This window comes from Pseudomonas migulae (assembly GCF_024169315.1).
In the GTDB taxonomy this organism is placed as follows: domain Bacteria; phylum Pseudomonadota; class Gammaproteobacteria; order Pseudomonadales; family Pseudomonadaceae; genus Aquipseudomonas; species Aquipseudomonas migulae_B.
Window position 1 is genome coordinate 4,209,067 of record NZ_JALJWR010000001.1, and the last position, 24,523, is coordinate 4,233,589.

Annotated in this window: 27 protein-coding genes and 1 tRNA gene; 12 read left to right on the forward strand and 16 right to left on the reverse strand. The window is 59.4% G+C overall.

Features of this window, described 5'->3' with window-relative positions:
- Nucleotides 1-154 precede the first annotated feature (154 nt).
- The 4 genes from J2Y86_RS19425 to J2Y86_RS19440 all read right to left on the reverse strand — a co-directional run bounded on the left by J2Y86_RS19425 (nucleotide 155) and on the right by J2Y86_RS19440 (nucleotide 3,159).
- Nucleotides 155-607, reverse strand: a complete 453-nt coding sequence (locus J2Y86_RS19425) for a hypothetical protein (RefSeq protein WP_253434980.1) — start codon at nucleotides 605-607, stop codon at nucleotides 155-157.
- Nucleotides 608-613: 6 nt separating this feature from the next.
- Nucleotides 614-1,030 (reverse strand): hypothetical protein, encoded by a 417-nt coding sequence (locus J2Y86_RS19430; protein WP_084318230.1) that lies wholly within the window; start codon nucleotides 1,028-1,030, stop codon nucleotides 614-616.
- Nucleotides 1,031-1,050: 20 nt separating this feature from the next.
- On the reverse strand, nucleotides 1,051-2,031 hold the full coding sequence (locus tag J2Y86_RS19435; protein WP_253434983.1) for an alpha/beta hydrolase family protein: 981 nt from the start codon (nucleotides 2,029-2,031) through the stop codon (nucleotides 1,051-1,053).
- 69 nt (nucleotides 2,032-2,100) lie between these two features.
- Nucleotides 2,101-3,159, reverse strand: a complete 1,059-nt coding sequence (locus tag J2Y86_RS19440; protein WP_253434987.1) for a PDDEXK nuclease domain-containing protein — start codon at nucleotides 3,157-3,159, stop codon at nucleotides 2,101-2,103.
- 261 nt (nucleotides 3,160-3,420) lie between these two features.
- On the opposite strand from J2Y86_RS19440, the gene J2Y86_RS19445 reads away from it, so the two are divergent.
- On the forward strand, nucleotides 3,421-3,870 hold the full coding sequence (locus J2Y86_RS19445) for a carboxypeptidase regulatory-like domain-containing protein (protein ID WP_253434990.1): 450 nt from the start codon (nucleotides 3,421-3,423) through the stop codon (nucleotides 3,868-3,870).
- Nucleotides 3,871-3,883: 13 nt separating this feature from the next.
- Here J2Y86_RS19445 and J2Y86_RS19450 read toward each other — a convergent pair whose 3' ends face one another.
- The 7 genes from J2Y86_RS19450 to J2Y86_RS19480 form a co-directional block, all read right to left on the reverse strand.
- Complete coding sequence (locus J2Y86_RS19450; protein ID WP_253434992.1) at nucleotides 3,884-4,675, reverse strand: TSUP family transporter; 792 nt, start codon at nucleotides 4,673-4,675, stop codon at nucleotides 3,884-3,886.
- A gap of 71 nt (nucleotides 4,676-4,746) precedes the next feature.
- On the reverse strand, nucleotides 4,747-5,826 hold the full coding sequence (locus J2Y86_RS19455) for a hypothetical protein (RefSeq protein WP_253434995.1): 1,080 nt from the start codon (nucleotides 5,824-5,826) through the stop codon (nucleotides 4,747-4,749).
- Between the two features lie 330 nt (nucleotides 5,827-6,156).
- Nucleotides 6,157-6,232 (reverse strand) — tRNA-Phe (locus J2Y86_RS19460).
- Nucleotides 6,233-6,335: 103 nt separating this feature from the next.
- On the reverse strand, nucleotides 6,336-6,608 hold the full coding sequence (locus J2Y86_RS19465) for an oxidative damage protection protein (protein ID WP_010464608.1): 273 nt from the start codon (nucleotides 6,606-6,608) through the stop codon (nucleotides 6,336-6,338).
- Nucleotides 6,605-7,672: an A/G-specific adenine glycosylase gene (gene mutY, locus J2Y86_RS19470; RefSeq protein WP_253434998.1), complete on the reverse strand. Its 1,068-nt coding sequence runs from the start codon at nucleotides 7,670-7,672 to the stop codon at nucleotides 6,605-6,607. Before mutY ends, J2Y86_RS19465 begins: the two co-directional genes overlap by 4 nt.
- Nucleotides 7,669-9,894, reverse strand: a complete 2,226-nt coding sequence (locus tag J2Y86_RS19475; RefSeq protein ID WP_253435001.1) for an AsmA family protein — start codon at nucleotides 9,892-9,894, stop codon at nucleotides 7,669-7,671. The genes mutY and J2Y86_RS19475 overlap by 4 nt, the downstream gene beginning before the upstream one ends.
- A 77-nt stretch (nucleotides 9,895-9,971) precedes the next feature.
- Nucleotides 9,972-10,376 (reverse strand): acetyl-CoA sensor PanZ family protein, encoded by a 405-nt coding sequence (locus J2Y86_RS19480; RefSeq protein ID WP_253435004.1) that lies wholly within the window; start codon nucleotides 10,374-10,376, stop codon nucleotides 9,972-9,974.
- A 220-nt stretch (nucleotides 10,377-10,596) separates the two neighbouring features.
- On the opposite strand from J2Y86_RS19480, the gene J2Y86_RS19485 reads away from it, so the two are divergent.
- The 7 genes from J2Y86_RS19485 to J2Y86_RS19515 all read left to right on the forward strand — a co-directional run bounded on the left by J2Y86_RS19485 (nucleotide 10,597) and on the right by J2Y86_RS19515 (nucleotide 16,374).
- Complete coding sequence (locus J2Y86_RS19485; RefSeq protein ID WP_253435007.1) at nucleotides 10,597-12,261, forward strand: OFA family MFS transporter; 1,665 nt, start codon at nucleotides 10,597-10,599, stop codon at nucleotides 12,259-12,261.
- A 226-nt stretch (nucleotides 12,262-12,487) separates the two neighbouring features.
- Nucleotides 12,488-13,081 (forward strand): imidazoleglycerol-phosphate dehydratase HisB, encoded by a 594-nt coding sequence (hisB, locus tag J2Y86_RS19490; RefSeq protein ID WP_003218037.1) that lies wholly within the window; start codon nucleotides 12,488-12,490, stop codon nucleotides 13,079-13,081.
- Nucleotides 13,081-13,719, forward strand: a complete 639-nt coding sequence (hisH, locus tag J2Y86_RS19495) for an imidazole glycerol phosphate synthase subunit HisH (protein WP_253435011.1) — start codon at nucleotides 13,081-13,083, stop codon at nucleotides 13,717-13,719. The genes hisB and hisH overlap by 1 nt, the downstream gene beginning before the upstream one ends.
- Complete coding sequence (locus J2Y86_RS19500; RefSeq protein WP_253435014.1) at nucleotides 13,720-13,980, forward strand: DUF2164 domain-containing protein; 261 nt, start codon at nucleotides 13,720-13,722, stop codon at nucleotides 13,978-13,980.
- 42 nt (nucleotides 13,981-14,022) lie between these two features.
- The gene (gene hisA / locus J2Y86_RS19505; RefSeq protein WP_017336056.1) at nucleotides 14,023-14,760 is read left to right on the forward strand and encodes a 1-(5-phosphoribosyl)-5-[(5-phosphoribosylamino)methylideneamino]imidazole-4-carboxamide isomerase; all 738 of its coding nucleotides are present in this window, start codon (nucleotides 14,023-14,025) and stop codon (nucleotides 14,758-14,760) included.
- Between the two features lie 9 nt (nucleotides 14,761-14,769).
- Entirely contained in the window at nucleotides 14,770-15,540 is a 771-nt protein-coding gene (gene hisF / locus J2Y86_RS19510) for an imidazole glycerol phosphate synthase subunit HisF (protein WP_007897430.1), read from the forward strand.
- A 78-nt stretch (nucleotides 15,541-15,618) separates the two neighbouring features.
- Complete coding sequence (locus J2Y86_RS19515; protein ID WP_253435017.1) at nucleotides 15,619-16,374, forward strand: substrate-binding periplasmic protein; 756 nt, start codon at nucleotides 15,619-15,621, stop codon at nucleotides 16,372-16,374.
- A gap of 144 nt (nucleotides 16,375-16,518) precedes the next feature.
- On the opposite strand, the gene J2Y86_RS19520 is transcribed toward J2Y86_RS19515, so the two are convergent.
- The 4 genes from J2Y86_RS19520 to gpmI all read right to left on the reverse strand — a co-directional run bounded on the left by J2Y86_RS19520 (nucleotide 16,519) and on the right by gpmI (nucleotide 21,709).
- Complete coding sequence (locus J2Y86_RS19520; RefSeq protein ID WP_253435020.1) at nucleotides 16,519-17,286, reverse strand: divergent polysaccharide deacetylase family protein; 768 nt, start codon at nucleotides 17,284-17,286, stop codon at nucleotides 16,519-16,521.
- A gap of 1 nt (nucleotide 17,287) precedes the next feature.
- Complete coding sequence (locus J2Y86_RS19525) at nucleotides 17,288-18,607, reverse strand: S41 family peptidase (RefSeq protein WP_253435022.1); 1,320 nt, start codon at nucleotides 18,605-18,607, stop codon at nucleotides 17,288-17,290.
- 34 nt (nucleotides 18,608-18,641) lie between these two features.
- A complete protein-coding gene (locus J2Y86_RS19530; protein WP_253435025.1) occupies nucleotides 18,642-19,940 on the reverse strand; it encodes a murein hydrolase activator EnvC family protein in 1,299 nt (432 codons plus the stop codon).
- 239 nt (nucleotides 19,941-20,179) lie between these two features.
- A complete protein-coding gene (gene gpmI, locus J2Y86_RS19535; RefSeq protein ID WP_253435028.1) occupies nucleotides 20,180-21,709 on the reverse strand; it encodes a 2,3-bisphosphoglycerate-independent phosphoglycerate mutase in 1,530 nt (509 codons plus the stop codon).
- Nucleotides 21,710-21,862: 153 nt separating this feature from the next.
- On the opposite strand from gpmI, the gene J2Y86_RS19540 reads away from it, so the two are divergent.
- The 3 genes from J2Y86_RS19540 to secB are packed head-to-tail and all read left to right on the forward strand — an operon-like array spanning nucleotide 21,863 to nucleotide 23,065.
- The gene (locus tag J2Y86_RS19540) at nucleotides 21,863-22,276 is read left to right on the forward strand and encodes a rhodanese-like domain-containing protein (protein WP_008024918.1); all 414 of its coding nucleotides are present in this window, start codon (nucleotides 21,863-21,865) and stop codon (nucleotides 22,274-22,276) included.
- A gap of 1 nt (nucleotide 22,277) precedes the next feature.
- A complete protein-coding gene (grxC, locus tag J2Y86_RS19545; protein ID WP_010464569.1) occupies nucleotides 22,278-22,532 on the forward strand; it encodes a glutaredoxin 3 in 255 nt (84 codons plus the stop codon).
- 41 nt (nucleotides 22,533-22,573) lie between these two features.
- Nucleotides 22,574-23,065: a protein-export chaperone SecB gene (secB, locus tag J2Y86_RS19550; protein ID WP_017336062.1), complete on the forward strand. Its 492-nt coding sequence runs from the start codon at nucleotides 22,574-22,576 to the stop codon at nucleotides 23,063-23,065.
- A 131-nt stretch (nucleotides 23,066-23,196) separates the two neighbouring features.
- On the opposite strand, the gene J2Y86_RS19555 is transcribed toward secB, so the two are convergent.
- Nucleotides 23,197-23,652, reverse strand: coding sequence for a tRNA (cytidine(34)-2'-O)-methyltransferase (locus J2Y86_RS19555; protein WP_007949025.1), 456 nt, complete (start codon nucleotides 23,650-23,652; stop codon nucleotides 23,197-23,199).
- On the opposite strand from J2Y86_RS19555, the gene J2Y86_RS19560 reads away from it, so the two are divergent.
- Nucleotides 23,651-24,091 carry a hypothetical protein gene (locus J2Y86_RS19560; RefSeq protein WP_253435031.1) on the forward strand — a complete coding sequence of 147 codons (441 nt, stop codon included), beginning with the start codon at nucleotides 23,651-23,653 and terminating at the stop codon, nucleotides 24,089-24,091. The two genes, J2Y86_RS19555 and J2Y86_RS19560, sit on opposite strands and share 2 nt — an antisense overlap.
- Nucleotides 24,092-24,523 lie beyond the last annotated feature (432 nt).

Here is a 24,523-nt window from a genome sequence, read left to right on the forward strand (position 1 = left end):
TGTGAGTCCAAAGAATAGAATCCTTGGGGGATATGTCAATGGGATATACACAGCCTCTGACGAGAGGTTATATAGATTTTTGAGAGATGGCCTCCATAAAAAACGGCCGCTGTCAGTGATGACTCGCGGCCGTTTTTGTTTTTGACGACGGTACTTACTCGGCTTTTTCTTCCTGCGCATCCAGTGACTGGCGATAGCTGTCCAGCGCATCGCCAAAGTCGGTGATGAACTGCGGATCGGTCAGCCAGGCCTGGGCGGCATCGCGGTCCATGCCGTCGGCCCACATGCGGTAGTCGATCAGCATGTCGGCGGCCAGGTGGGTGGCGGCCATGGCTTCGTTGTCGGCGTTTTCCATGTCCAGCAGTTCGGGATGGTCGCTGATGATTTGTGCGAGGTCGGACAGCAGCGTCAGCAGCATATCGTTGCGGCTGGTGGCTTCCGCGTCGCGCATCTTGCTGAACATTGCCAGGGTGTATTCCGGGATCGGCTCGCCGATGTCGTCGATGTCATCGTCCAGCGCGGCGGGTTTTCTGCCGTGGATATTGATCTGGCGGGCTTTGATCTTGGCGCGTTTGGCGCGTTTCTGTTGCTTGTTCAGGGATGCCATGGGAACTCAGTTCGGTTTCTGTTGGGTTTGGGCTGCGATGATGTCGGAAGCCGCTACATAGTCGGCCTGGAAGGCCGGGGATTCGATCCACGCCAGGGCGCCCGCTTCGTCGACTTCGGTGGACCATTGGCGATACTCGATCAGCGCGGCGAGGATGAAATCCATCGCGCCTTCTTCACCTTCCTGCTCGTACACCAGTTCCAGCAATGGGTCTTCGAGGAACGCGACGCACATGGCTTGCTGACTGGTTTTTTCAGCGTCGATCATTTTCTTGAACAGTTCGGTGAGGTCCACCGATTCAAAGTCGATGCGATCGTCGTTCGGATCCAGCTCGACCGGCGCAGCAGCCCGTTGGGTGCGGTTCTGCTTGGCCTTGGCTTTGGCGCGGGTGGCGCGTTTTTGCTGCTTGTTGGCGGAGGCCATGGTTGTTGATCCGTGGTGCGTTAAAAGGATTCGCTGCGCGGTACTGTCCGCCCGGGGGTATCGGGGGCCAATTCGCCGTTTTGCAGCCAGGACAATGCAATGGGCCATAGTGTGGCTTGGTATGCGCTACGAAAAAAGGCGAAATGTCCGACTTCTTCTTCGTCGATGTCTTCGGGGGCGATTCGCAAATGGGTGTTGGTACCGCCGCTGAAGTAGCGGAGCAGGCGTTCGATGGCCGGGATCGTGCCGTAAGGATCGTCGGTGATGCTGATGGCCAGGGTTTTGGCTGTCATCGTCGCGAAGGGTAGCGAGCCTGTTTTCGCGCTGATGGTGCGACCGCTGGGGCGTGTTTCGTACCGACCGGTGGGCGTGGCCCAGTCGCGAACCACGCCGGCAGGCGTGTCTTCCAGCCAGCCAAGGCGCTTTCCGGGAAAGTATCCGTAGATCATCGTCAGCAGCGGCATCACCACATGCCATTTGCTGAACATCCGCCAACGATGAGCCGGCGCATAGTCGCGCCAGTAAGCGAATTGCGCACCGACGGTCACCAGGCGCCGGATCAAATGCCCTGAGGCGCCCAGGCCCGCCGCACAGCCTCCAAAGCTGTGTCCCACGACATCGATGGGCTGGCCGGGGAATTCTCGCTGAGCGCGCTTGAGCATCGCCTCGAAATCCAGCGCGCCCCAGTCAGACCATGACGCGTCGAGATTTTTTAAGGACGCAGGGCGCGATTCGCCGATGCCACGGTAATCGTAGGTGATGACGTCGAAGCCGTTGGCGAACAGGTAATCGGCGAAGCGAGAGTAGTGGCGGCAGCGGACAGAGGTGGCGGCGTTGATGATGACGACCGGGCGCGCGATGTTCTGGGAAGCGTGTCGCCAGGTGAAACCACCGAGGATGAAGCCGTCTGCGGCGGGCTCCCTGAACGGTTCGCCAGAAACGGAGGTTGGCAGCGGCAACTCGATTTGAGTGGGCGCGAGTGACGTGTCCTGCAAATTCATCGACTTCGGACCTTTGCGGGTAGCTGCCAACGATAGTCTTCACGCCGCTGATGAACAATCCATCCGCGGCTATAGGGGGATCTGATCGAGCAGTCGCTCCTCTATTGCCGCCTGCTCCCTGTCCAGTTCCGCGCGTAGTTCCTCTTCGCTGGGCAGGACTGTTTTGTATTTGCTGGCGAAGAGTTGTTCGTTGTCTTTCAACACCGAGTAGCGAACCACTGATTCATCTTTTTTCGCGCAGAGGATGATGCCGACGGTGGGACCATCTTCCGGTCCGCATTTGAGGTCGTCATACATGCGCACGTACATGTCCATCTGGCCGACATCCTGATGGGTCAGTTCGCCGCGCTTCAGATCGAAGATGACAAAGCACTTGAGCAGGTAGTTGTAGAACACCAGATCAATGTAGAAGTCTTTGCTTTCGGTGCTGATGCGTTGCTGGCGAGCGATGAAGGCAAAGCCCTTGCCCAGCTCAAGCAGGAAGGCCTGTAGCTGATTGATCAGCGCTTGTTCGAGATTGGTTTCCTGAGTCAAGCCTGTGTTGGGCAACCCAAGAAACTCCAGCATCACCGGATCCCTGATGAACTCCCGTGGTTGTGCTTTCATTTTTTGGATATTAGTGGCAGCTTCCTGTTTGACTGCAGGTCGGTCGCGGCTTGTCAGCAGGCGTTCGTAGTAGAGGGTGTTGATCTGGCGTTCCAGAGCGCGGCTTGACCAGTTTTGGTTGGCGGCTTCGTCCATATACCACGTGCGTGCCGTGTCGCTATCGACTCGCAACAATCTGCGATAGTGGGTCCAGCTCAATTCGTGACGCAGTGCGTCACGAATTGGGAATGCTTGGTAAAACAGGCGCATATAGCGAAGATTGGAATTGTCAAAGCCCTTCCCGAACTCTGCTGTCAGGCTCTGCGCCAGCGTCGCTAGCAACTGCTTTCCATAACCCGCTCGCCGAGCCCCTTCCTGCTCAAACTCCACAATATGCCTCCCAATCTGCCAGCAGGTTTGCACCTGGACCGTATCGACCACCCGCAGCACCTTCTGCCGAGCTTCACGGATCAGTTCGCCAAGATTGCCTAATAGCGAGGCGAGTTGTGGGTCTTGAGTGTTATCGGGTTTGAGTGAGTTCATGAAGTCTTCCGCGTCTATGTGAACAGGCAGAAGAGGATTGCAGGGGAGGCAGGGACGACGATGCCGGGCGCGGCTGGTAAATCAGAAGGAAAGCCCGAATGGTTTTGCGGGATCGCTCCGACGGCAATCAAGGCTCGGGGAATACAACATGTAGTCCATTTCGCAGTGACCCCAAGATCCAATCAATCTAAAACCGGCCGCACTGAGGGAAATCAAAAATAAGGTAACGAATGGGTTCTGCGGAGCCCGGGAGTGCCCATCATGAAACACGTCCATGCATTCATCCTGCCGCTCGCCGCCGTGGGGCTGTTGATGTTTCCCGTCATGCTGCAGGCGGCCAGCCTGGAGCCGATCGACAGTTCAGGCGTTCAAATTCAGCGGCAAGAGCAAAACGGGATTGCCTGTCTTTCCGGTGGCGTCGGCGAGGATGAGGCGACGGCTATTCAGGAGGCCACCGGTTACAACCTGCACATGACGTTTGCGATTGGGCCTGAAAATAAATACGTCCCCGATGTAGACGTGGCCATTCAAAAAGCCCAAGGACAAACCGTGCTCACCCTGAGTGAGGCTGGCCCGCTGGTGTACGTCCAATTGCCGCCTGGCAAGTACACCGTTGTCGCAACGCGCAATGGCGAGGAGCGACGTGACACGGCTGATGTGGGAAGCGGTGCGGCCCGCAATCTGGTCTTTCATTGGAACAGCGCTGAATAGTAGCGGCAGGCAATCATAACCAAGCCAACGACTCAAGGAATGCGACGCGCAAGGGATTGCTTTCTACGCTCAGCAGCTTGATGGCCAAGGCGCAGCAAACCACGATCAACATGGGTTTGATCAACCGTGGACCGACACGAACAGCGGCTCGTGCACCCAATTGAGCGCCGATGAAGGCAGCCAAAGCCATGGCGATGGCAATCGGCCAAATAATCACACCTTTGGTAATGAAGACCGACAAGGAACCCAAGTTGCATGAGGCGTTGGCAAGTTTGGTAAAGCTCATGGCCCGCATCATGCCCAGGCCGCAGAGAAGTACAAACCCGACAATAAAGAAAGAGCCCACACCGGGGCCAAATATGCCGTCGTAAAAGCCCAAGATCGGCGCGACGGTAAACGAAAAAAGCAGAATGCCGATTCTCTTGCGTCGATCCTCATTGGCCAGCTTGGGAGAGAAAGCAAAGTACATCGCCACCAGAATCAGCATGACCGGCACGCAAACTTCCAGATAACGCTTATCAATAGAGCTGACCAGCAAGGCGCCACTGGCCCCGCCAATAAATCCGCAGATCACCAGGAAGCGACCTTCGCGCCACTCGATCATTCCTTTGCGAGCAAAGGTCACAGTGGCCGAAATGGTTGCTGAAGCGGCCTGGAACTTGTTCGTTGCAATGGCACTGATCGGATCTACACCGGCCAGGAACAATGCAGGCAAGGTAATCAGGCCCCCACCCCCGGCAATCGCATCAAAAAAACCGGCGAAAAAAGCAACAAGCGCCAACATGCCTATTAAATCCCAAGACATTGCATTCCCTCTTTCTCGTTATTGGCCAGTGATTACATGACTGGTCGTTGATCAGCTTGAACGCTTGAAAATCAGCCCTGCAGCAGTAACGGGTCCTCTGAAATAACGACAGGGGATGAAAATTTTGAAAGCCCGAATATTCGAACCAGGACCCGTCTGTTGTCTTTGATGACATCGCGACAGTGCAGGGCCCGGACGTTATTGATGACCATGGCCGATGCTTGCGTCAGCGTGTACTCGACTGGCGTTGCCTCGCTTACCCCCTGGCAAAGAGCGGCGTAGGCCGTTTTGACAAAAGTCGAGGCGTTGTCATTGACCGAAAAGCGATAGGAGTTGAAGCGCGCTGCGAACCCGACCTTGTCGTCAAACTCCAGAATCGAAACGTTGCGGCCATCTCCCCCTTTGCCACTGACAAAAGAATCGCTACGAGTGAACTGGAAGTTGCCCGTGGTCAGGGCGAGGCAGTGGATGACGCCGATTTTTTCCAGTACGGGAGGCAACGGAATGACCCGTGTAGATTCCAGGCTCGGGTTCCACAGTGCGGAAAGTATGAGCGACGAGGGAGAGGGCGAGTGCCCGTCTTTCGCGTTCACCGCGCACCAGTAAGGCGCTTCGGTATGCGGGCCGAGCGCGAGGCCGGAATGAGAGCTCAGTTCTTTGATGTCCGGCTCGGCATTGATTTTGACGAGCCCGCCACCCTTGAAGTTGGCCACCAATCGAACCAGCTTTCCTTCGTTGTCCATGTCATAGGCAAAGGAAGTGTTATCCACCAGTTTCAGCAGGATCTGATTACGGGCCGCCAGGCAAAGGATGTCGTAGCGATTTTCCAGGGATGTCAGGTGGGGTAGTTCATCTGGAGGGCTGCCATCGGTGATTTTTTGCAGCCCTTCAAAGATCAACACGCAGACAAGCCCATTGGAGTAGGCCGCCAGCAGTTCGCATTGGTCTTTCGAAAACGAGCGCTTTAGTTCTGTGGCTGCCAGAGAGGCTTTGGACCTGGCGCCTGGTGCCTGCGGCCCGCCAATGGCGGCCAGTTCTTCGGCGAGCGTCTGAAGCCGTGCTGACTGCCGAGTATCAAAGCTGAAAATTCTGATGTCCTGCCCAGTAAACAGCTCAACGTTTTCGACATCCCGTTTGATGGCGTCAGTCATTGTCTACATCCCTGTTGTGTATCTGCTCCCGGTGATGCGGCAGCTCCTCCCACGATTCTGCCCAATCCGATGATGAGCGTATGTCATCCACTTCCGTTAAAGCATACGGAGCGTTCCGACAAACCCGAGAGACTGAGAGAAGGGCCGATCCCCCATGCGTGATGTCATTCGGGACGCCGCTTCGGAAAGCGTTGCAGGTGCGTGCTGGCGTGGCGCCAAGAGGAGGGAATTGATGCTTCGTCTGGTGCTTTGAGAGTGAATGGAACAGTGCTTCATCAAATCCCGGACATAAAAAAACCCTGAATCTTTCGATTCAGGGTTTTCGGTATTTGGTGCCCAGAGACGGAATCGAACCGCCGACACGGGGATTTTCAATCCCCTGCTCTACCGACTGAGCTATCTGGGCAACGGGGCGCATTAAACTGGTTTTTCAGGGGGTCGTCAAGAAAGTTTTCAAAAAAATTTTAATTATTACCGTCGCTTACGATCCGACCCTCGAAAAAACGCAATTATTCAGCCGGCGGAACGTAACCGTCAGCCTTGGCGTATTCCTCGCCGGAGAAGTACTTGTCCATCTCGCCCTGAAGGTATTTGCGGTCTTCGGCGTTCATCATGTTCAGGCGTTTTTCGTTGATCAGCAGGGTCTGGTGTTTCTGCCAGTCGGCCCAGGCCTTGGCCGAGACGTGGTCAAAAATGTCCTGGCCTTTTGCGCCCGGGAATGGAGCGCGCTCCAGGGCGGGCAGTTCTTCTTTATACTTGCGGCACATGATGGTGCGGGTCATGACGACTCTCCTGCGTTCAATACGGCGGCCGCGCGTTCGAGCAAGGTTTTGACCGGGGCGGCAAGGCCCAGGCGCGGCGGGGTGGCGAGGTTATACCAGAGCCAGTCGGCCTCGGCCACGTGATGGCCGGCCTCCTGGACCTGAACCAGCCAGGGTTCGATGGATAACTGAAAATGGCTGAACGTGTGCACCAGGCTCGGCAGCGCCTGTTGGCTGCCCAGTTCCAGTGAGTGCTGCGAGGCCAGATGGCGAAGGTCGTCGAGGTCGTCGAGTTCCGGCAGGCTCCAGAGGCCGCCCCACAAGCCCGTGGAAGGGCGCCGGTAAAGCAGAATCGCGCCGTCGCCGTTGGCGAGCATCGGCATCAGCGTGCGCTTCTGTGGCACGGTTTTGCGCGGCTTGGGGATCGGGTAGCGGGTTTCCAGGCCAAGCATGTGCGCCTCGCAACCCTTTTCCAGCGGGCAGAGCAGGCAGCTCGGTTTGCTGCGGGTGCAAAGCGTGGCGCCCAGATCCATCATCGCCTGGGTGTAGGCGTTGACCCGATCATGCGGCGTAAAGCGCTCAGCGTTCGCCCACAGCTGTTTGGCGACCTTCGGTTCGCCGGGATAACCCTCCTGCGCCGTAAACCGCGCCAGGACGCGTTTGACGTTGCCATCGAGGATCGGCGCCCGCAGGCCCATGCTCAGGCTGGCGATGGCGCCCGCCGTGGACAGGCCTATGCCCGGCAACTCAACCAGCTTTTCAACATCGCGCGGAAATTCGCCGCCGTACTCGGCGACGACGATCTTCGCGGTCTTCTGCAAATTGCGCGCGCGGGTGTAGTAACCGAGGCCGGTCCACAGGTGCAGCACTTCATCTTCCGGCGCAGCGGCCAGCGCTTCGACCGTCGGCAGCGAGGCCATGAAGCGGTCGAAGTAATTCAGCACGGTGCTGACCTGGGTCTGCTGCAACATGATTTCCGAGACCCACACCCGATACGGTGTGATGCCTTGTTGCCAGGGCAAATCGTGGCGGCCGTGGCGGTCGTACCAATCCAGCACCGCCGATGAAAACTGCTCGGCTCTCATCGCTTGAACAGCCCCTTCAGCGCGTTTTTCAGCTCAGGGTTGACCTTGTCGCCCAGCTTCTCGTCGATCTTTTCGCTGATCTTGTCGCCGGCCAGTTTGGTGGCGACCTGACCCATGCGTTCATTGTCGAGGCGGCAAGCCTTAGCGCCGAGTTCCAGCGGGCCGCGGCAGCGCAGCGGCCACTCGATGCCGACGAACTTGTCGCCGACCTGGCAGGCCGGATCCGGCATGGCACTCGTATCGCCTTCGACGATGATGCCGACGCGGTAATCCATGCCCAGCACCCGCAGGTCGACGTCGCCGTCACCCTTCACTGTCATGCCCGGAATACGAACTTTCAGGTCCGGGTTGTTGGCCACACCGTTGCGGAAAGTCAGGTTGCCCTTGAGCTCCTGGAACGGTGTGTCTTTGCCGCGCGGCTCGCCGCTCAGGGTTTTGCGGTTGAGCGTGGCGATGCCTTTGCACAGTTGTTGTTCGAGGTTGGCATTGAGCAGCACGCCGTTGTTGATGACGAAGCTGGCATTGCCGTTGAGGGTTTCGATCAGCGCTTTCTGGCTGTTGCCATTGCCTGTCAGGTTGCTGTCGAGCGTGGCCAGGCCTTTGACCGGTGGATTCTTGCCCTGGCTTTCGAGGATTTTTTCCACAGGCACTTTGCTGATGCGAGTCTGCAGATTCAGCGCCGGAGGCTGTTGGCGCACGTCGAGGGTGCCCTTGGATTCGAAGGTGCCGTCGTACAGGTCGCCGCGCAGGTTCTCGAGGGTCAGCAGGCCTTCCTTGCCATTGGCCTTGAGCGCCGCGTTCTGGATCGGCAGTTTCTCGAGGGTCAACTGGCCAAATGTCAGGTCAGCGTCCACATCGAGTTTGCTCAGGCGCTCCACCGGTAACAGGCGCTCGCTGCTCCACGCGTCTTTGGTGGGCTTGTCCGGCAGCGGCGTGCTGCCTGCACCGGCCATGGCGTCGGCTTCGGTGCTGGCCACTTCGGCTTTACGCACTTGTGCCGCGCTGTTGGCTTCGGCGGATTTTGGTGGCAGGTAGCGGTCGACGTTGAAGGTGTCAGCCTTGAGGACTGCTCGTAACGATTGCTTGGCGAAGTCCTCGACGGCGATGCGGCCGGTGAAGGTGCTGTCGTCGACTTTCAGGTTGATGTTGTCGAACACCACGCTGGTCGGCGTGCCGGCCACGCGGCTGACCAGTTCGACTTTGCTCAGGCTGCCCTCGGCCATGGCCGGGAGCGTCTGGCCGATGCTGTCGACGAACTTCGCCAGGTCGAACTGGGCGATCGAAATGCCGCCGTTGATTTGCGGCGTCTTGTCGAGGTCGTTGACCTTCAGCTCTCCCAGTGCGCGCAGTTGGTTGGCGGAGATCTTGATGCCGGTCCATTCGGCGACGTTCGCTGCTTTATCCAGCAGCAATTGCCCTTGGGCGGCGAAGGTCACGGTCTTGCCTTGGAGCGGATCGCCGGCGACTTCACCGGTCAGTTTCAGGTCTTCGAACTTGTAGCGTTGCAAGGCGCGTTCAAAACGCAGCTCGCCATTGAGCTCGGTGCGCACCCGCAGAACCGGCTGGTTGGTGCCGAGAAACGCGGTGAGTTTGACCGGGATGTTGGTGGAATCGTGGACCGGACCGGTGCTCAGCTGGATGCTTTCAGCGCTGAATTGCTTGCCGGTTTTCTCGTCGCTGTATTCAACGCGGGCGTTATTGACGGTCAGGCTGTCGATGTCCAGGCGAATCGGCTGCGCCGGTTTTTCCACCTGAACGGTGGTTTCCGGAGCGGGCTCGCCAGGAGTGACCGCCGGTGCCGTCGGGCTCGCAGCCGTCGGGACCTTGCCGATGTCTTCCCAGTTGCCGTGACCGTCCTTGTCGCGGTTCAGGCGCAGGTTCAGGCCTTCTACGCGGACATCGCTCATCTGCACTTCACGGCGCAGCAACGGCAGCACGCGCACCGACAGGCCGAGCATCTGCAGGTCGGCGAACGGTTCGGTGGGCTTGGCCAGGGTCGCGACACTGGCTTCGTGCAATTCCAGGCCCAGCCACGGGAACAGGCTCCAGCCGATGTCGCCATTGAGCGTCAGCTCGATGTGGGCCTTGTCGCGGGCAATCTGGCGGATCTCGTCTTTGTAATCGTTGGGATCGAAGAGGTGGGTCAGGGCAAAGCCCAGCGCCACAATGATCAGCAACAGCCCGAGAAGTACCAGACCCAGGATTTTGCCGAACGCTTTCATGGGCGAGTCCTTGTAGTTAGTCGAATTCGAATTTAGCCGGGGAGTATAGCGCTCCAAAGCGGACGACCGGTCAGCGATCAGCCCGGCAGTATGTCCAGCGGCACTTTCAGCTTGGCCGACAGTGCCTGTGCTTCAAGGTGCCCGTCAGGCGCCAGCAGGCGTAATGTCGCGCCCGATTGCGACGCCATTTCCCGTGCTTCGTTCACCAGCCGTTCAGCAACCCCGCGACGGCGGGTGATTTTTCGCACGCATAGTTGGGACAGATGCCAGACGCCCTGGTGCCTTTGCAGGCGTGCGGCGCCCAGCAGGCGGTCGTTGAAGCGCCCGCCGATCAGCGAGCCTTCGCCCAGGCAGCCTTCGATCAACTGCACATCACCGGCAAACGGGGCGAATAACCAGTCCGGCGCGTCGCGGTAGATCTTCTGCAGATCCTGCTGATCCTGGTAGGTGGCTTCGTTCAGCAGCTCGACGATGATAGGCATGGCGGTTCCTTCAGTGGTACGAGAACAGACGACTTGCAAAAAGGTGATATCAGTTTGGTTTTTCTGTCACGTGCAAATGGTAACCTCTGCCGGTTCGTCCGTCCTTCTGCGACGTGATGTCGCACCAAAATGGAGCTTCACCTTAAAAACAGTCATGCGTGCGCATAAGGCTGGGGGTGGAGAGCGCTGGCGAACCATACTAATAATTGGGGGATACACAATGACCACGAGCATCACGGCGGACGGCCTCAACGCCGACCAGCCCTCGTTCCTGTCCAAGGAGCGCATCATCGCCAAGCCCGGTTTCAACCGCTGGCTGGTACCACCGGCCGCGTTGGCCATCCACCTCTGCATCGGCATGGCCTACGGCTTCTCGGTGTTCTGGCTGCCGCTGTCCAAAGCCCTGGGCGTGACCAAGGCCGTGGCCTGCGCGCCGGACATGAGCTTCATCTCGCAAGTTTTCTCTTCGCAATGCGACTGGCCGATCTCGATGCTCGGCTGGATCTACACCCTGTTCTTCATCTTCCTCGGCTGTTCCGCAGCGATCTGGGGTGGCTGGCTGGAACACGCCGGGCCGCGCAAGGCTGGCGTTGTGTCGGCTCTGTGCTGGTGCGGTGGCCTGCTGATTTCGGCGCTGGGGGTGTACACGCACCAGATCTGGCTGATGTGGATCGGCTCCGGGGTCATTGGCGGTATCGGCCTGGGCCTGGGTTACATCTCGCCGGTTTCGACACTGATCAAGTGGTTCCCGGACAAGCGCGGCATGGCGACCGGCATGGCGATCATGGGTTTCGGTGGTGGCGCGATGGTTGGTGCTCCGCTGGCCGCAGCATTGATGGGCCACTTCGCCTCGGCAGACAGCGTGGGCGTGTGGCAGAGCTTCCTGGTGATGGCCGCGATCTACTTCGTGTTCATGATCGGTGGCGCACTGTCCTACCGCGTTCCGCCAACCGGCTGGAAGCCTGAAGGCTGGACTGCTCCGGCGAAAAAAGCTTCGAACGCGATGATCACTCATCGTCACGTGCACGTGAATGTGGCGTGGAAGACTCCACAATTCCGTCTGGTGTGGCTGGTGCTGTGCCTGAACGTTTCTGCCGGTATCGGCATCCTCGGCATGGCTTCGCCACTGTTGCAGGAAGTGTTCGCGGGTAAATTGCTGGGCACTGACCAGACGTTTGGTCAGCTGGACGCGGGCCAACTGGCCTCGATTGCTGCGATTGCTGCCGGTTTCACCGGTTTGCTGAGCCTGTTCAACATTGGTGGCCGGTTCTTCTGGGCATCTTTCTCGGACTACCTGGGCCGCAAAAACACTTACTTTGTGTTCTTCGCTCTCGGTTTCGCGCTGTACGCGTTGATCCCGAACCTCGGTCACCTGGGCAACGTTGCACTGTTCGTGGGGGCGTTCTGCGTCATCCTGTCGATGTACGGCGGCGGTTTTGCGACCGTGCCGGCTTACCTGGCAGACCTGTTCGGTACGCAAATGGTCGGCGCGATCCACGGTCGTCTGCTGACGGCATGGGCGGCGGCAGGCGTGCTGGGTCCGGTGTTGGTGAACTACCTGCGTGAATATCAGCTGAGCATCGGCGTTGAACGCGCCGCAGCCTATGACATCACCTTGTACATCCTCGCGGGCCTGCTGGTGCTGGGTTTCATCTGCAACCTGCTGGTACGTCCGGTGGCCGACAAGTACTTCATGACCGACGCTGAACTGGCCGCCGAACAGGCGCTGGGCCATGACAAGGGCGCCGATGCCAGCACTTCGCTGGAGTGGAAAGCGGCACCTGGCACACGTCCGCTGGCGATAGCTGCGTGGCTGGTGGTGGGGATTCCGTTGGCGTGGGGTGTCTGGGTGACCCTGCAGAAGACGGCGGTTCTGTTCCACTAATTCCGCGTACCTCCTGTAGGAGCGAAGCTTGCTCGCGAAGAACGATAACACGGTGTGTCAGGCACACCGTCTTCGCGGGCAAGCCTCGCTCCTACATGTCATTACAGGTATATCCTCGACGCCGCTGGGTCCTGTCCGTCAGCGATATCACCTCTCGTGTTTCTGTTTCCCGCCCGCGCCCCTATAATGGCTGCCTTTTTCGCCCAATGATTTTGCGGAGCTGGTGATGGCCGAACGTAAGGCGTCAGTCGAGCGCGACACTCTGGAAACCCAGATCAAAGCCTCGATCAACCTGGATGGCACCGGAAAGGCCCGATTTGATATCGGTGTTCCTTTTCTTGAGCACATGCTGGACCAGATCGCCCGTCACGGGCTGATCGACCTGGATATTGTCAGCAAGGGCGACCTGCATATCGACGACCACCACACGGTGGAAGACGTCGGTATCACTTTGGGTCAGGCCTTCGCCAAAGCCATCGGCGACAAAAAAGGCATTCGTCGCTACGGCCACGCCTACGTGCCGCTCGATGAAGCGCTGTCGCGCGTTGTGATCGACTTCTCCGGCCGCCCTGGCCTGCAGATGCATGTTCCCTACACCCGCGCCACCGTCGGCGGTTTTGACGTTGACCTGTTCCAGGAATTCTTCCAGGGCTTCGTCAACCATGCCCTCGTCAGTCTGCACATCGACAACCTGCGTGGCACCAACACCCACCACCAGATCGAAACCGTGTTCAAGGCATTCGGCCGCGCCCTGCGCATGGCCGTAGAGCTCGACGACCGCATGGCCGGTCAGATGCCGTCGACCAAAGGCGTTCTGTAATGCAGACGGTCGCGGTTATCGATTACGGCATGGGCAACCTGCACTCGGTGGCCAAGGCCCTCGAGCACGTCGGTGCCGGTAAAGTACTGATCACCAGCGATGCCGACGTGATTCGCGAAGCCGACCGGGTGGTTTTTCCCGGCGTCGGCGCGATTCGCGATTGCATGGCGGAGATCCGTCGCCTGGGCTTCGATTCGCTGGTGCGTGAAGTCAGCCAGGACCGTCCGTTCCTCGGCATCTGCGTCGGCATGCAAGCCTTGCTCGACAGCAGCGAAGAGAACGACGGCGTCGACTGTATCGGCCTGTTCCCGGGCGCGGTGAAATTCTTCGGCAAAGATCTGCATGAAGACGGCGAACACCTGAAAGTCCCGCACATGGGCTGGAACGAAGTGAAGCAGACGATCTCGCATCCGCTGTGGCACAACATTCCGGACCTGGCGCGTTTCTACTTCGTACACAGTTACTACATCGCTGCCGCCAATGTGCGGCACGTGGTGGGTGGCGGTCACTACGGTGTCGATTTCGCGGCGGCGCTGGCCGATGGCTCGCGGTTCGCCGTGCAATTCCACCCGGAGAAGAGCCATACCCATGGCCTGCAATTGCTGCAGAACTTCGCTGCGTGGGATGGTCGCTGGTAAATGGCTGTCAAGAAAACGAAGCCGCCGATCCTGACCCTCACTCCCGAGCAGGAGAACGAGGCCAATCTCAAGATCAAACGCTTCATGGAGGATCGCTTCGAACTGGACCTGGGTTCGTTCGAAGCGGCTGAAATCCTTGAGCTGTTTACCCGTGAAATTGCTCCGCACTATTACAACAGGGCGATTTTCGATGTGCAGACGCACCTCAAAGAGAGGTTCGAAAGCATCGAAAGCGACCTGTGGGCGCTCGAGAAAAACTGATTTTCGAGCGAAGCTGAACAATCGAATTTGAAGGTTTGCCAGATGCTGATTATTCCCGCTATCGATCTTAAAGACGGTGCCTGTGTTCGTCTGCGCCAGGGCCGCATGGAAGATTCCACAGTGTTCTCCGATGACCCGGTGAGCATGGCTGCCAAGTGGGTGGAAGGCGGTTGCCGCCGTCTGCATCTGGTCGACCTGAACGGCGCCTTCGAAGGCCAGCCGGTCAACGGCGAAGTGGTCACCGCCATCGCCAAGCGCTACCCGAACCTGCCGATCCAGATCGGCGGCGGTATCCGCTCCCTGGAAACCATCGAGCACTACGTGAAAGCGGGCGTGAGCTACGTGATCATCGGCACCAAAGCCGTGAAAGATCCGGCTTTCGTTGCTGAAGCCTGCCGCGCGTTCCCGGGCAAGGTGATCGTCGGCCTGGATGCCAAAGACGGTTTTGTCGCCACCGACGGCTGGGCTGAAATCAGCACCGTGCAGGTCATCGACCTGGCCAAGCAGTTCGAAGCCGACGGCGTGTCCGCGATCGTTTATACCGACATCGCCAAAGACGGCATGATGCAAGGCTGCAACGTACCGTTCACTGCGGCGCTGGCCGCTGCCACGCGCATTCCGGTGATTGCGTCCGGCGGCATCCACAACCTCGGTGACATCAAGTCGCTGCTCGACGCCAAGGCGCCAGGCATCATCGGCGCGATCACCGGCCGGGCGATCTACGAAGGCACCCTCGACGTCGCTGAAGCGCAAGCTTTCTGCGATTCGTACAAAGGCTGAGGACTGACCATGGCGCTGGCCAAACGTATCATCCCTTGCCTGGACGTGGACAACGGCCGGGTGGTCAAGGGCGTCAAGTTCGAGAATATTCGCGACGCCGGTGACCCGGTGGAAATCGCCCGCCGTTACGACGAGCAAGGTGCCGACGAGATTACCTTTCTCGACATCACCGCCAGCGTCGACGGTCGCGACACCACGCTGCATACCGTCGAGCGCATGGCCAGCCAGGTGTTCATCCCGCTGACCGTGGGCGGCGGTGTGCGCACCGTGCAGGACATTCGCAATCTGCTGAATGCCGGCGCGGACAAGGTCTCGATCAATACTGCTGCGGTGTTCAATCCGGAGTTCGTGGGCGAGGCCGCCCAGCATTTCGGTTCGCAGTGCATCGTCGTCGCCATCGACGCCAAGAAGGTCTCCGGCCCGGGCGAAACCCCGCGCTGGGAAATCTTCACCCACGGCGGTCGCAAACCGACCGGTCTCGATGCCGTCGAATGGGCGAAGAAAATGGAAGGCCTGGGTGCCGGCGAAATCCTGCTGACCAGCATGGATCAGGACGGCATGAAAAACGGCTTCGACCTGGGCGTGACCCGCGCCATCAGCGATGCGTTGGGCATTCCGGTGATCGCGTCCGGCGGCGTCGGCAACCTGCAGCATCTGGCCGACGGCATTCTCGAGGGCCATGCCAGTGCAGTGTTGGCGGCGAGTATTTTCCACTTCGGCGAATACACCGTGCAGGAAGCCAAGGCCTACATGGCTCATCGCGGCATCGTGATGCGCTAAACAAACCGATACAGGCCAGTGGACATCATGGCGGGCTCAGGGCACTCTTGGGTACGCCATGGATCTCGGTAGCCAGACATGCTCAAACGCCTTCTTCTTGCCTTCGCCAGCGCTTCTCTATTGCTCATCAATGGAGTGCACGCTGCAGAAAATCCTGACGCCGACCTTGTGTTGCTGACGGAAAACTTTCCGCCATACAACATGGCCAAGAACGGCAAGAACTTTGCTCAGGACGAGAACATCAATGGCATCGCTGTGGATATCGTCCGCGAGATGTTCAAGCGCGCCAATATTACCTACAGCCTGACGCTACGTTTCCCTTGGGAGCGAATCTACAAACTCGCCCTCGAGAAACCAGGGTATGGCGTGTTCGTGATGGCGCGGTTGCCGGATCGCGAAAAGCTCTTCAAGTGGGTCGGCCCGATCGGCCCGGATGACTGGATCATGCTGGCCAAGGCGGACAGCAAGATCAGCCTGGAAACACTGGAAGATGCGCGCAAATACAAGATCGGTGCGTACAAGGGCGATGCGATTGCCGAGACGCTGGCCAAGCAAGGGTTAAAGCCGATTGTGGTGCTGCGCGATCAGGACAATGCGAAGAAACTGACTAGCGGACAAATCGACTTGTGGGCCACGGGTGATCCGGCCGGGCGTTACCTGGCTCGACAGGACGGCGTGACCGGGCTCAAGACGGTACTGCGCTTCAACAGCGCCGAGTTGTATCTGGCGCTGAACAAAAATGTGCCGGATGAGGTAGTGGCAAAGCTCCAGGCAGCGCTGGATCAGCTGCGCAAGCAAGGCGTGGTGGACGAGATCATGGCGCGGTACCTCTGAATCCAAACGCCGAACCTGACCCAACACAAAAACTGTGGGAGCGGGCTTGCTCGCGAATGCGGTGTATCAGTCAGCATTAATGTCGACTGACACACCCTCTTCGCGAGCAAGCCCGCTCCCACAATGGTGTTGTGGTGTGGCGGATTAGCGGTACACCCCATCCTTGCCATGCGCAGCCGTTGCCCGATTGCTGCGTACGCTGATCATCTGTTTGATATCGATCCACTCGATTCCCTGAGCCTTGAGTTTCGGCAGTTCACGCTCCAGCACCGCCAATGTCTGCGGATACGGATGCCCGATCATCACCGCCGAACCCTGCTTGTGCGCCAGGCTGATCGCGGTCTGCAGCTGGGTAAAGATCGCCGCTTCCGTGCGCTCATCATCCAGAAACACATCCCGCGAGACACTCGCCAACCCGATCTTCTGTGCCTCGGCCGCCGCGACGGTTTGCGCGCTGGTGCGACTGTCGAGGAAGAACTTGTGCCGCCGCTGCAAATCCGCCATCAACCAGGCCATGGCGGCGGGTCGAGCGGTCATCCGACTGCCCATGTGATTGTTGATGCCCGCGGTGTAAGGCACGACCTTGAACGCCGCATTCAGGCGTTTTTCGAGTTCCTCGATAGGCAGGTCAGGATGCCAGGCGAACGGCCCGGTGGCCGGGTCCATGGGCATGTGCAGGATCACGACCTTGCCGGCGCGATGGGCTTCGCGGGCAAATTCGGTGGCGTGGGGTGTGTCGGGCATGATCGCCGTGGTCACCGGGCCCGGCAGGGCCAGCACGCGGCGATCCCGGGGCAGGTTCTGCCCCAGGTCATCGATGATCAGGGTGATGTAGGCCTTTTGAGGGGCTGGCGCCGCATGAGCAACGCCCGCCAGACAACACAACAGGCCGAGGAGTAACCGCAGGCGCATCTCAGCGGCCGGAGGTGATGCTCAACCCTTTGAGCAGGCTCAGGGCCTGGGCCAACTGGTAATCATCATCCTGCGGCATCGCCTTGGCCTTGCCAGCGGAGCCGGTCGGTTTGTCGGCGCCGCCGTTGCCATTGCCCAGGTGACCTTGCAGATCGGCTTCCTTGAAGTATTCGCCGTCCTGCTCGCTGGTGATCTTGGCCTTGCGTACTTCGATGTCCGGGACGATGCCCTGGGCCTGGATCGAGCGACCGTTCGGCGTGTAGTACAGCGCCGTGGTGATCTTCAGTGCGCGTTCGTTGTTCAGCGGCAATACGGTTTGCACCGAGCCTTTGCCGAAACTGGTAGTGCCCATGACCACTGCGCGTTTCTGGTCCTGCAGGGCGCCGGCGACGATTTCCGAAGCCGAGGCGCTGCCGCCGTTGATCAGCGCGACCATTGGCACGGCTTCGCTTTCGTCCTTGCCGGTGGCGGAGAAGCGCAACTCGGAGTTGGCGATGCGGCCCTTGGTGTAAACGATCAGGCCCTTGGTGATGAAGTGGTCGACCACTTCCACCGCCGCTTGCAGCACGCCGCCCGGGTTGTTCCGCAGGTCGAGAATGATGCCGTTGAGCTTCTTGCCGTTGTCCTTGCGCAACTTGGCCAAGGCCTTGGAGACTTCGTCGCCGGTCTTGACCTGGAACTGGGTGATGCGGATGTAGCCGTAACCCGACTCCAGCAGCTGCGCCTTCACGCTCTTCACCTGAATGATGGCGCGGGCCAGGGTCACGTCGAACGGCGTGCCGCCATCGCGCACCAGGGTCAGGGTGATTTTCTGGCCGATCTTGCCGCGCATCTTGTCCACGGCTTCGGTCATGCTCTGGCCGCGAGTCGGCTGGCCGTTGATCTTGACGATGAAGTCGCCGGCCTGAATGCCAGCCTTGGAGGCCGGGGTGTCATCGATGGGCGAAACCACCTTGATGAAGCCGTCTTCGGCACCAACTTCGATGCCCAGACCGCCGAATTCGCCGCTGGTGCTTTCCTGCAGCTCGGCAAAGTCTTCAGGGCCCAGGTAGGCGGAGTGCGGGTCGAGGTTGCTGAGCATGCCCTTGATCGCGTTTTCCAGCAGGGTCTTGTCGTCCACCGGCTCGACATAGGCTGCCTTGATCCGATCCATGACCTCGGCAAAGGTGCGCAACTCTTCCAGCGGCAACGGCGCCTTGGTGGTCGCGGCAGTGCCCGCAGGCGCGACCGCCGGAGCCGGTTGAGCAGCGAACGCCAGAGGCGCGCCGATCACCAGGGCGATCGTCAGGGCCAGCGAGGTAAGACGGGACAAATGCAGCATGTCGAACGAACTCCTAATGTAGGTGACTCAACGCCTATCCTTGCGCGCGGCACCATTGCGCCGGATCACTCGGGTGACCCTGCTGACGAATAGCGAAATACAGCGCTGGTGTGTCCTGCCCGCCACTGTTACCGACAGTGGAGATGGACTCACCGGCTTTTACCACGTCACCCGCAGACTTGAGCAGCGTCTGGTTGTGACCGTAAAGACTCAAAAAACCGTTGCCGTGGTCGAGGATCACCAGCAGCCCCGCACCGCGCAACCAGTCGGCAAACACCACGCGGCCGCCATGCACAGCGTGCACCTGGCTGCCGGCGGAGGCGCTGATCATCACGCCGTCCCACTTGGTCCGGGTGTCGTCGCCACGGGATTCGCCAAAGCGTGCCAGCAGTCGACCATCAACCGGCCACGGAAGTTTTCCCCGGCTTGAAGCAAAGGGGCCGCCAAACGTCTCGCCTGAGCTTGATACCAGGGCGCCGGGTGTCGATTTAACGGGTTTGCGTGGGGCGTCAGTGGCGTCTGCGTCTGCGGCAGCCTGAGCCTCACGTAAACGCTTTTTTTCGGCTTCCTGCTGGGCGATCAGCGCTTTTTGCCGCGCTTCTTCTGCCTCACGAGCCTGGCGGGCCAGGGTTTCTTCGATGGTTTTAAGGACTTTAGACAGGTCCGCCTGATCCTGCTCGCGGGCGGCCAGCTTCTGGTCGCGAGCCTTTACGTCGTCGCTCAGCTTGGCGAGGACTTGCTGGCGTTCCTGTCGGACTTTGTCGAGTTCGTCACGCTGGCTGTCGAGGCTGCTCTTCTGCACCAGCAATTGCGCTTGTTGCAGGGCGATGTCTTTTTCGACGTTGGCCAGTTGGCGCAGGGTTTCGTTGAAATTCTTCAACTGCTCCAGGCGAGCCTGGCTCAGGTAATCGTAATAGGTGAGGGTGCGGGCGAATTTTTCCGGATTCTGCTGGTTGAGCAACAGTTTCAAGTACTCCTGACGGCCGTTCTGATAGGCCGCGCGGGCCTGGATGGCGATCAGTCGTTGCTGTTCAATGCGCGCGCTCTGGAGTTTTTTTTTCTCACCATCGAGTCGCTGCAGCTCGGATTCGCTTTTCTTCAGCTCTTTTTGCAGGGCTTCGACCTGCTTCTCGAGCTTGCCCATCTCGGTCTCGGTGCCCTTGAGGTCTTTCTGCACACCGGATTTTTCTTCCTGGAGCTTGCCCAGCAGTTTTTTCAGCTCTGCAATGTCCTGACGCGTGGCGTCCAACTGTTGTTGGGTTTGCGCGCGCTCGTCAGCAAAGGCCGGTTGGAGCAGGCAAGTCAGAGCAAGGGCTATCAGGACGCGAAGCATAGAGGCGGGCGACACCAGGGAAAGGGACGGCCTAGTATGCCCGCCATGAGCTGCAAAAAAAACGCCCATTTCGGACTGTGTGATAACTGGAGCAGTGTTGCATCCAAAAACACCCCAAAACCAATGTGGGAGCGGGCTTGCTCGCGAATGCGGTGTATCAGTCAACGTTGATGTCGACTGACACACCGCATTCGCGAGCAAGCCCGCTCCCACAGGGTTTACGGCGCTTTTAAGACTGGTTACACCAGAATGGAGGTTCCGGTCATTTCCGCCGGTTTCTCAAGCCCCATCAGCATCAACATGGTCGGTGCCACATCCGCGAGCACGCCGCCATCGCGCACCTTGAAGTCACGCTTGCCGACATAGATGAACGGCACCGGCTCGGTGGTGTGTGCGGTGTGCGCCTGACCGGTGGATTCATCGGACATTTGCTCGACGTTGCCGTGGTCAGCGGTGATCAGCGCTTCGCCGCCGACTTTTTCCAGCGCTTCGACGATGCGGCCGACGCACAGGTCCAGGCATTCCACGGCTTTCACCGCCGCATCGAACACACCGCTGTGGCCGACCATGTCGCCGTTGGCGTAGTTGACCACGATCACGTCGTAACGCTGGTTTTCGATGGCGTCGACGATGCGGTCGGTGACTTCCGGCGCGCTCATCTCTGGCTGCAAGTCATAGGTAGCGACCTTCGGCGACGGGATCAGGATGCGTTCTTCGCCCGGGAACGGTTCTTCACGACCGCCGGAGAAGAAGAAGGTCACGTGGGCGTACTTCTCGGTTTCGGCGATGCGCAGCTGGGTCTTGCCGTTTTTCGCCAGGTAGTCACCCAGCACGTTGTCCAGGCTGCCGGCGGCGAAAGCCGATGGCGCAGGAATGCTGGCGGCGTATTGGGTCAGCATGACGAAACCGGCCAGTTTTGGCTGGCGCGTACGTTCGAATTCCTTGAAACCGTCTTCGACGAATACGCGGGTCAGTTCGCGGGCGCGGTCGGCGCGGAAGTTCATGAACACCACGGCGTCGCCGTCTTCGACTTTCACCGGCTCACCGATGGAGGTGGCTTTGACGAATTCGTCGCTCTCGCCACGTTCGTACGCCGCTTGCAGACCTTCCTGTGCGGTGGCGGCGTTGAATTCGCCGTTGCCATCGACGATCAGGTTGTAGGCCTGGGACACGCGATCCCAGCGGTTGTCGCGGTCCATGGCGAAGTATCGGCCGATAATGCTGGCGATCCGGCCTTTGCCCAGGGCCTGGAAAGTCGCGTCGAGCAGTTCGATGGACGACTGAGCGCTTTTCGGCGGCGTGTCACGGCCATCGAGGAAGGCGTGCAGGTAGATTTTTTCGGCGCCGCGCTTGTAGGCCAGTTCAGCCATGGCGATCAGGTGATCCTGGTGGCTGTGAACCCCGCCATCGGACAGCAGGCCCATGAAGTGCACGGCTTTGCCGGCAGCCACGGCCTTGTCCACAGCGGCGCAGATGGTCGGGTTTTCGAAAAACTCGCCGTCGCGGATCGATTTGGTCACGCGCGTAAAGTCCTGATACACAACGCGGCCGGCACCGAGGTTCATGTGGCCGACTTCGGAGTTGCCCATCTGGCCATCCGGCAGGCCGACGTCCATGCCGCTGCCCGAGATCAGACCGTTCGGCACGGTGGCCCACAAACGGTCCAGTACGGGCTTCTTCGCCGCAAACACGGCGTTGGACTCAGGGCTGTCACTGTGACCGAAGCCGTCGAGAATAATCAGGACCAAAGGTTTAGGCGTGGTAGTCATGGATTCCACTCGTGGCTGAGTTAAAAGAGGGCAATGGAAAAGGGAGTGGCAGTTTAAAGCGAAGTTCCGACGGCGTCACCGCCGGACGGGGTTTGGCCCACCATAGTGGCTGTGTATACTGGCCGACATTTTAACGCCCTGGAACCTCCTTCGATGGTTGCTCACCTGATTGAATTTGCCACTAACCACTATCTGCTCGTCGGTATCTTCGTCGTACTGCTGGCGTTGCTGATCGCCTATCAGATGCAAGGCGGCGGCCGCAGCCTGAGCACCGGTGAACTGACCGGCCTGGTCAACAAGGACGCGGGCGTTGTGATCGACATTCGTCCGGTCAAGGATTTCGCCGCCGGTCACATTGTTGGCGCGTTGAACATTCCTCACGACAAACTGGCCGCTCGCGTCGCCGAACTGGAAAAGCACAAGGCCAAGACCATCATTCTGGTCGACGCCATGGGCCAGACCGCCGGCACGCATGCCCGCGAACTGATGAAGTCCGGCTTCACCGCCGCCAAGCTGTCCGGCGGTATTTCCAGCTGGAAAGGCGACAACCTGCCGCTGGTGAAGTGATATGAGCAACGTCGTCGTCTATTCCAGCGATTACTGCCCCTACTGCTCGCGAGCCAAGTACCTGCTCGAGAACAAAGGCGTGGCCTTCGAAGAGATCAAGGTCGATGGCAAGCCGCAGGTGCGCGCCGCCATGGCCCAGAAGGCCGGACGTACGTCCGTGCCGCAGATCTGGATCGGTGAGCGCCACATTGGCGGCTGTGATGATTTGTTTGCCCTTGAGCGCGCCGGCAAGCTCGACGCCATGCTCAAGGCCTGAATGCCTTCCCTATAAGACCCCAAGATCAGAAAGGATCTGAGATGACTGACCAACAGAACACTGCAGCCAGCGAAGAAGACACCGCACCGCAATTCTCCTTGCAGCGCATCTACGTACGTGACTTGTCGTTCGAAGCCCCGAAAAGCCCGGCAATCTTCCGCCAGCAGTGGGAACCGAGCGTCGGTCTGGATCTGAACACCCGTCAAAAGGCCCTGGAAGGCGATTTCCACGAGGTCGTACTGACCTTGTCGGTTACCGTGAAGAACGGTGAAAACGGCGAAGTGGCGTTCATCGCTGAAGTGCAGCAGGCCGGGATCTTCCTGATCAAGAACCTGGACGACGCTTCGATGAGCCATACCCTCGGCGCGTTCTGCCCGAACATCCTGTTCCCGTACGCTCGCGAAACCCTGGACAGCCTGGTGACCCGCGGTTCGTTCCCGGCCCTGATGCTGGCTCCGGTGAACTTCGATGCGCTGTACGCGCAAGAACTGCAACGCATGCAGGCTGCGGGCGAGACTCCGACCGTTCAGTAAACGGTCTGAGCGTCGAAGCAAGTCCAATGTGGGAGCGGGCTTGCTCGCGAAAGCGGTTGATAAGTCAACACTGATGTTGACTGACACGACGCCTTCGCGAGCAAGCCCGCTCCCACATTTGTTATGCGGGGCTACTTGAACCCGAGCTGGCGCCAGCCTTCGTACACGGCAACCGCCACGGTGTTCGACAGGTTCAGGCTGCGGCAACCTTCGCGCATTGGCAGGCGCAGGCGTTGTTCGCCGGGCAGGGCGTCGAGCACTTCAGCCGGCAAGCCACGGCTTTCCGGGCCGAACAGGAACGCGTCGCCCTCGGCGAAACTGGCGTCATGGAACGGCCGCGAACCTTTGGTGGTAAACGCGAACAGCCGCGGATGGCCAAGGCTTTCCAGACAGCTGGCGAGGTCTGCGTGGCGTTGCAGGGTGGCATACTCGTGGTAGTCGAGACCGGCCCGGCGCAGGCGCTTGTCGTCCATCTCGAAGCCCAGCGGTTCGATCAAATGCAGGTGGCAGCCACTGTTGGCGCACAGCCTGATAACGTTGCCGGTATTCGGCGGAATTTCTGGTTGGAAAAGGATGACGTGAAACATGCACGGCTCCGAAGGTAAAGATGACGCGCATTCTACGCCGCAAGCGGACCCGCGTTCGAAACTATTCCCGCGGGTGATGGGGTCGCTGGCGATTGTCGGGGTGATGGTGGGGCTGATGATCGGTCGCCTGACCACGCCCGACCCGAGCGAACTGCAACAAATCGACGTGACGAACGACGGGCTGGTGGTGTGGTTCAACAATCCGCCCAAGACCCATGGCGAGTTTGTGGACGGCAGCCTGGCGTTACTGTTCGAGGCGCAAGGGAAGGCACAGAAAGGCCAGCTCAAGCTCAACGACAAGAGCGTGAACTGGCGGGTGCGTTTGAGTGATGAGGGGTTGTTGCTGTCGGTCGTGGCGGCCCGGCCGCTGCAGGGCGAGTGGGCCGGTAGTGAGGTCGATGACCGCTGGCGGCTGGAGATCCATCTCCGAGAGCAATAAAAGAGGGAATCCCCGGCCTGCCTGTACCAAGGTTCCCAAAACGGGAGGGCTCGCGCATTGCGTCGTGAGCCCGGTGTAAAGAAGGAACCCCTGACCTGCCTGTATCAAGGGCCCCAAAACTGTTGGGCTCGTCGCAAGTGCGGTATGAGCCCGATGTAAAGAGGGGAATCCCCGGCCTGCCTGTACCAAGGTCCCCGAAACCGGGTAGTGAACTGAATCACTGAATGGACTATTGCAGGGGGCGTGCCAGGTTTTAACAAATTGGTACAGAAACGCTTTCCGAAACGCCGAAAGCCCCGGATTACGGGGCTTTCGTGTTTTTTCGATAAGGGTTCGATTGCGAATATGGGAGGGGTTACAGAACAGATGCCGTGCGCGATTGCGGTTCACGGTGCATTGCGGCGGTGCACGAGGCCCCAAAAGCTTCGCGGG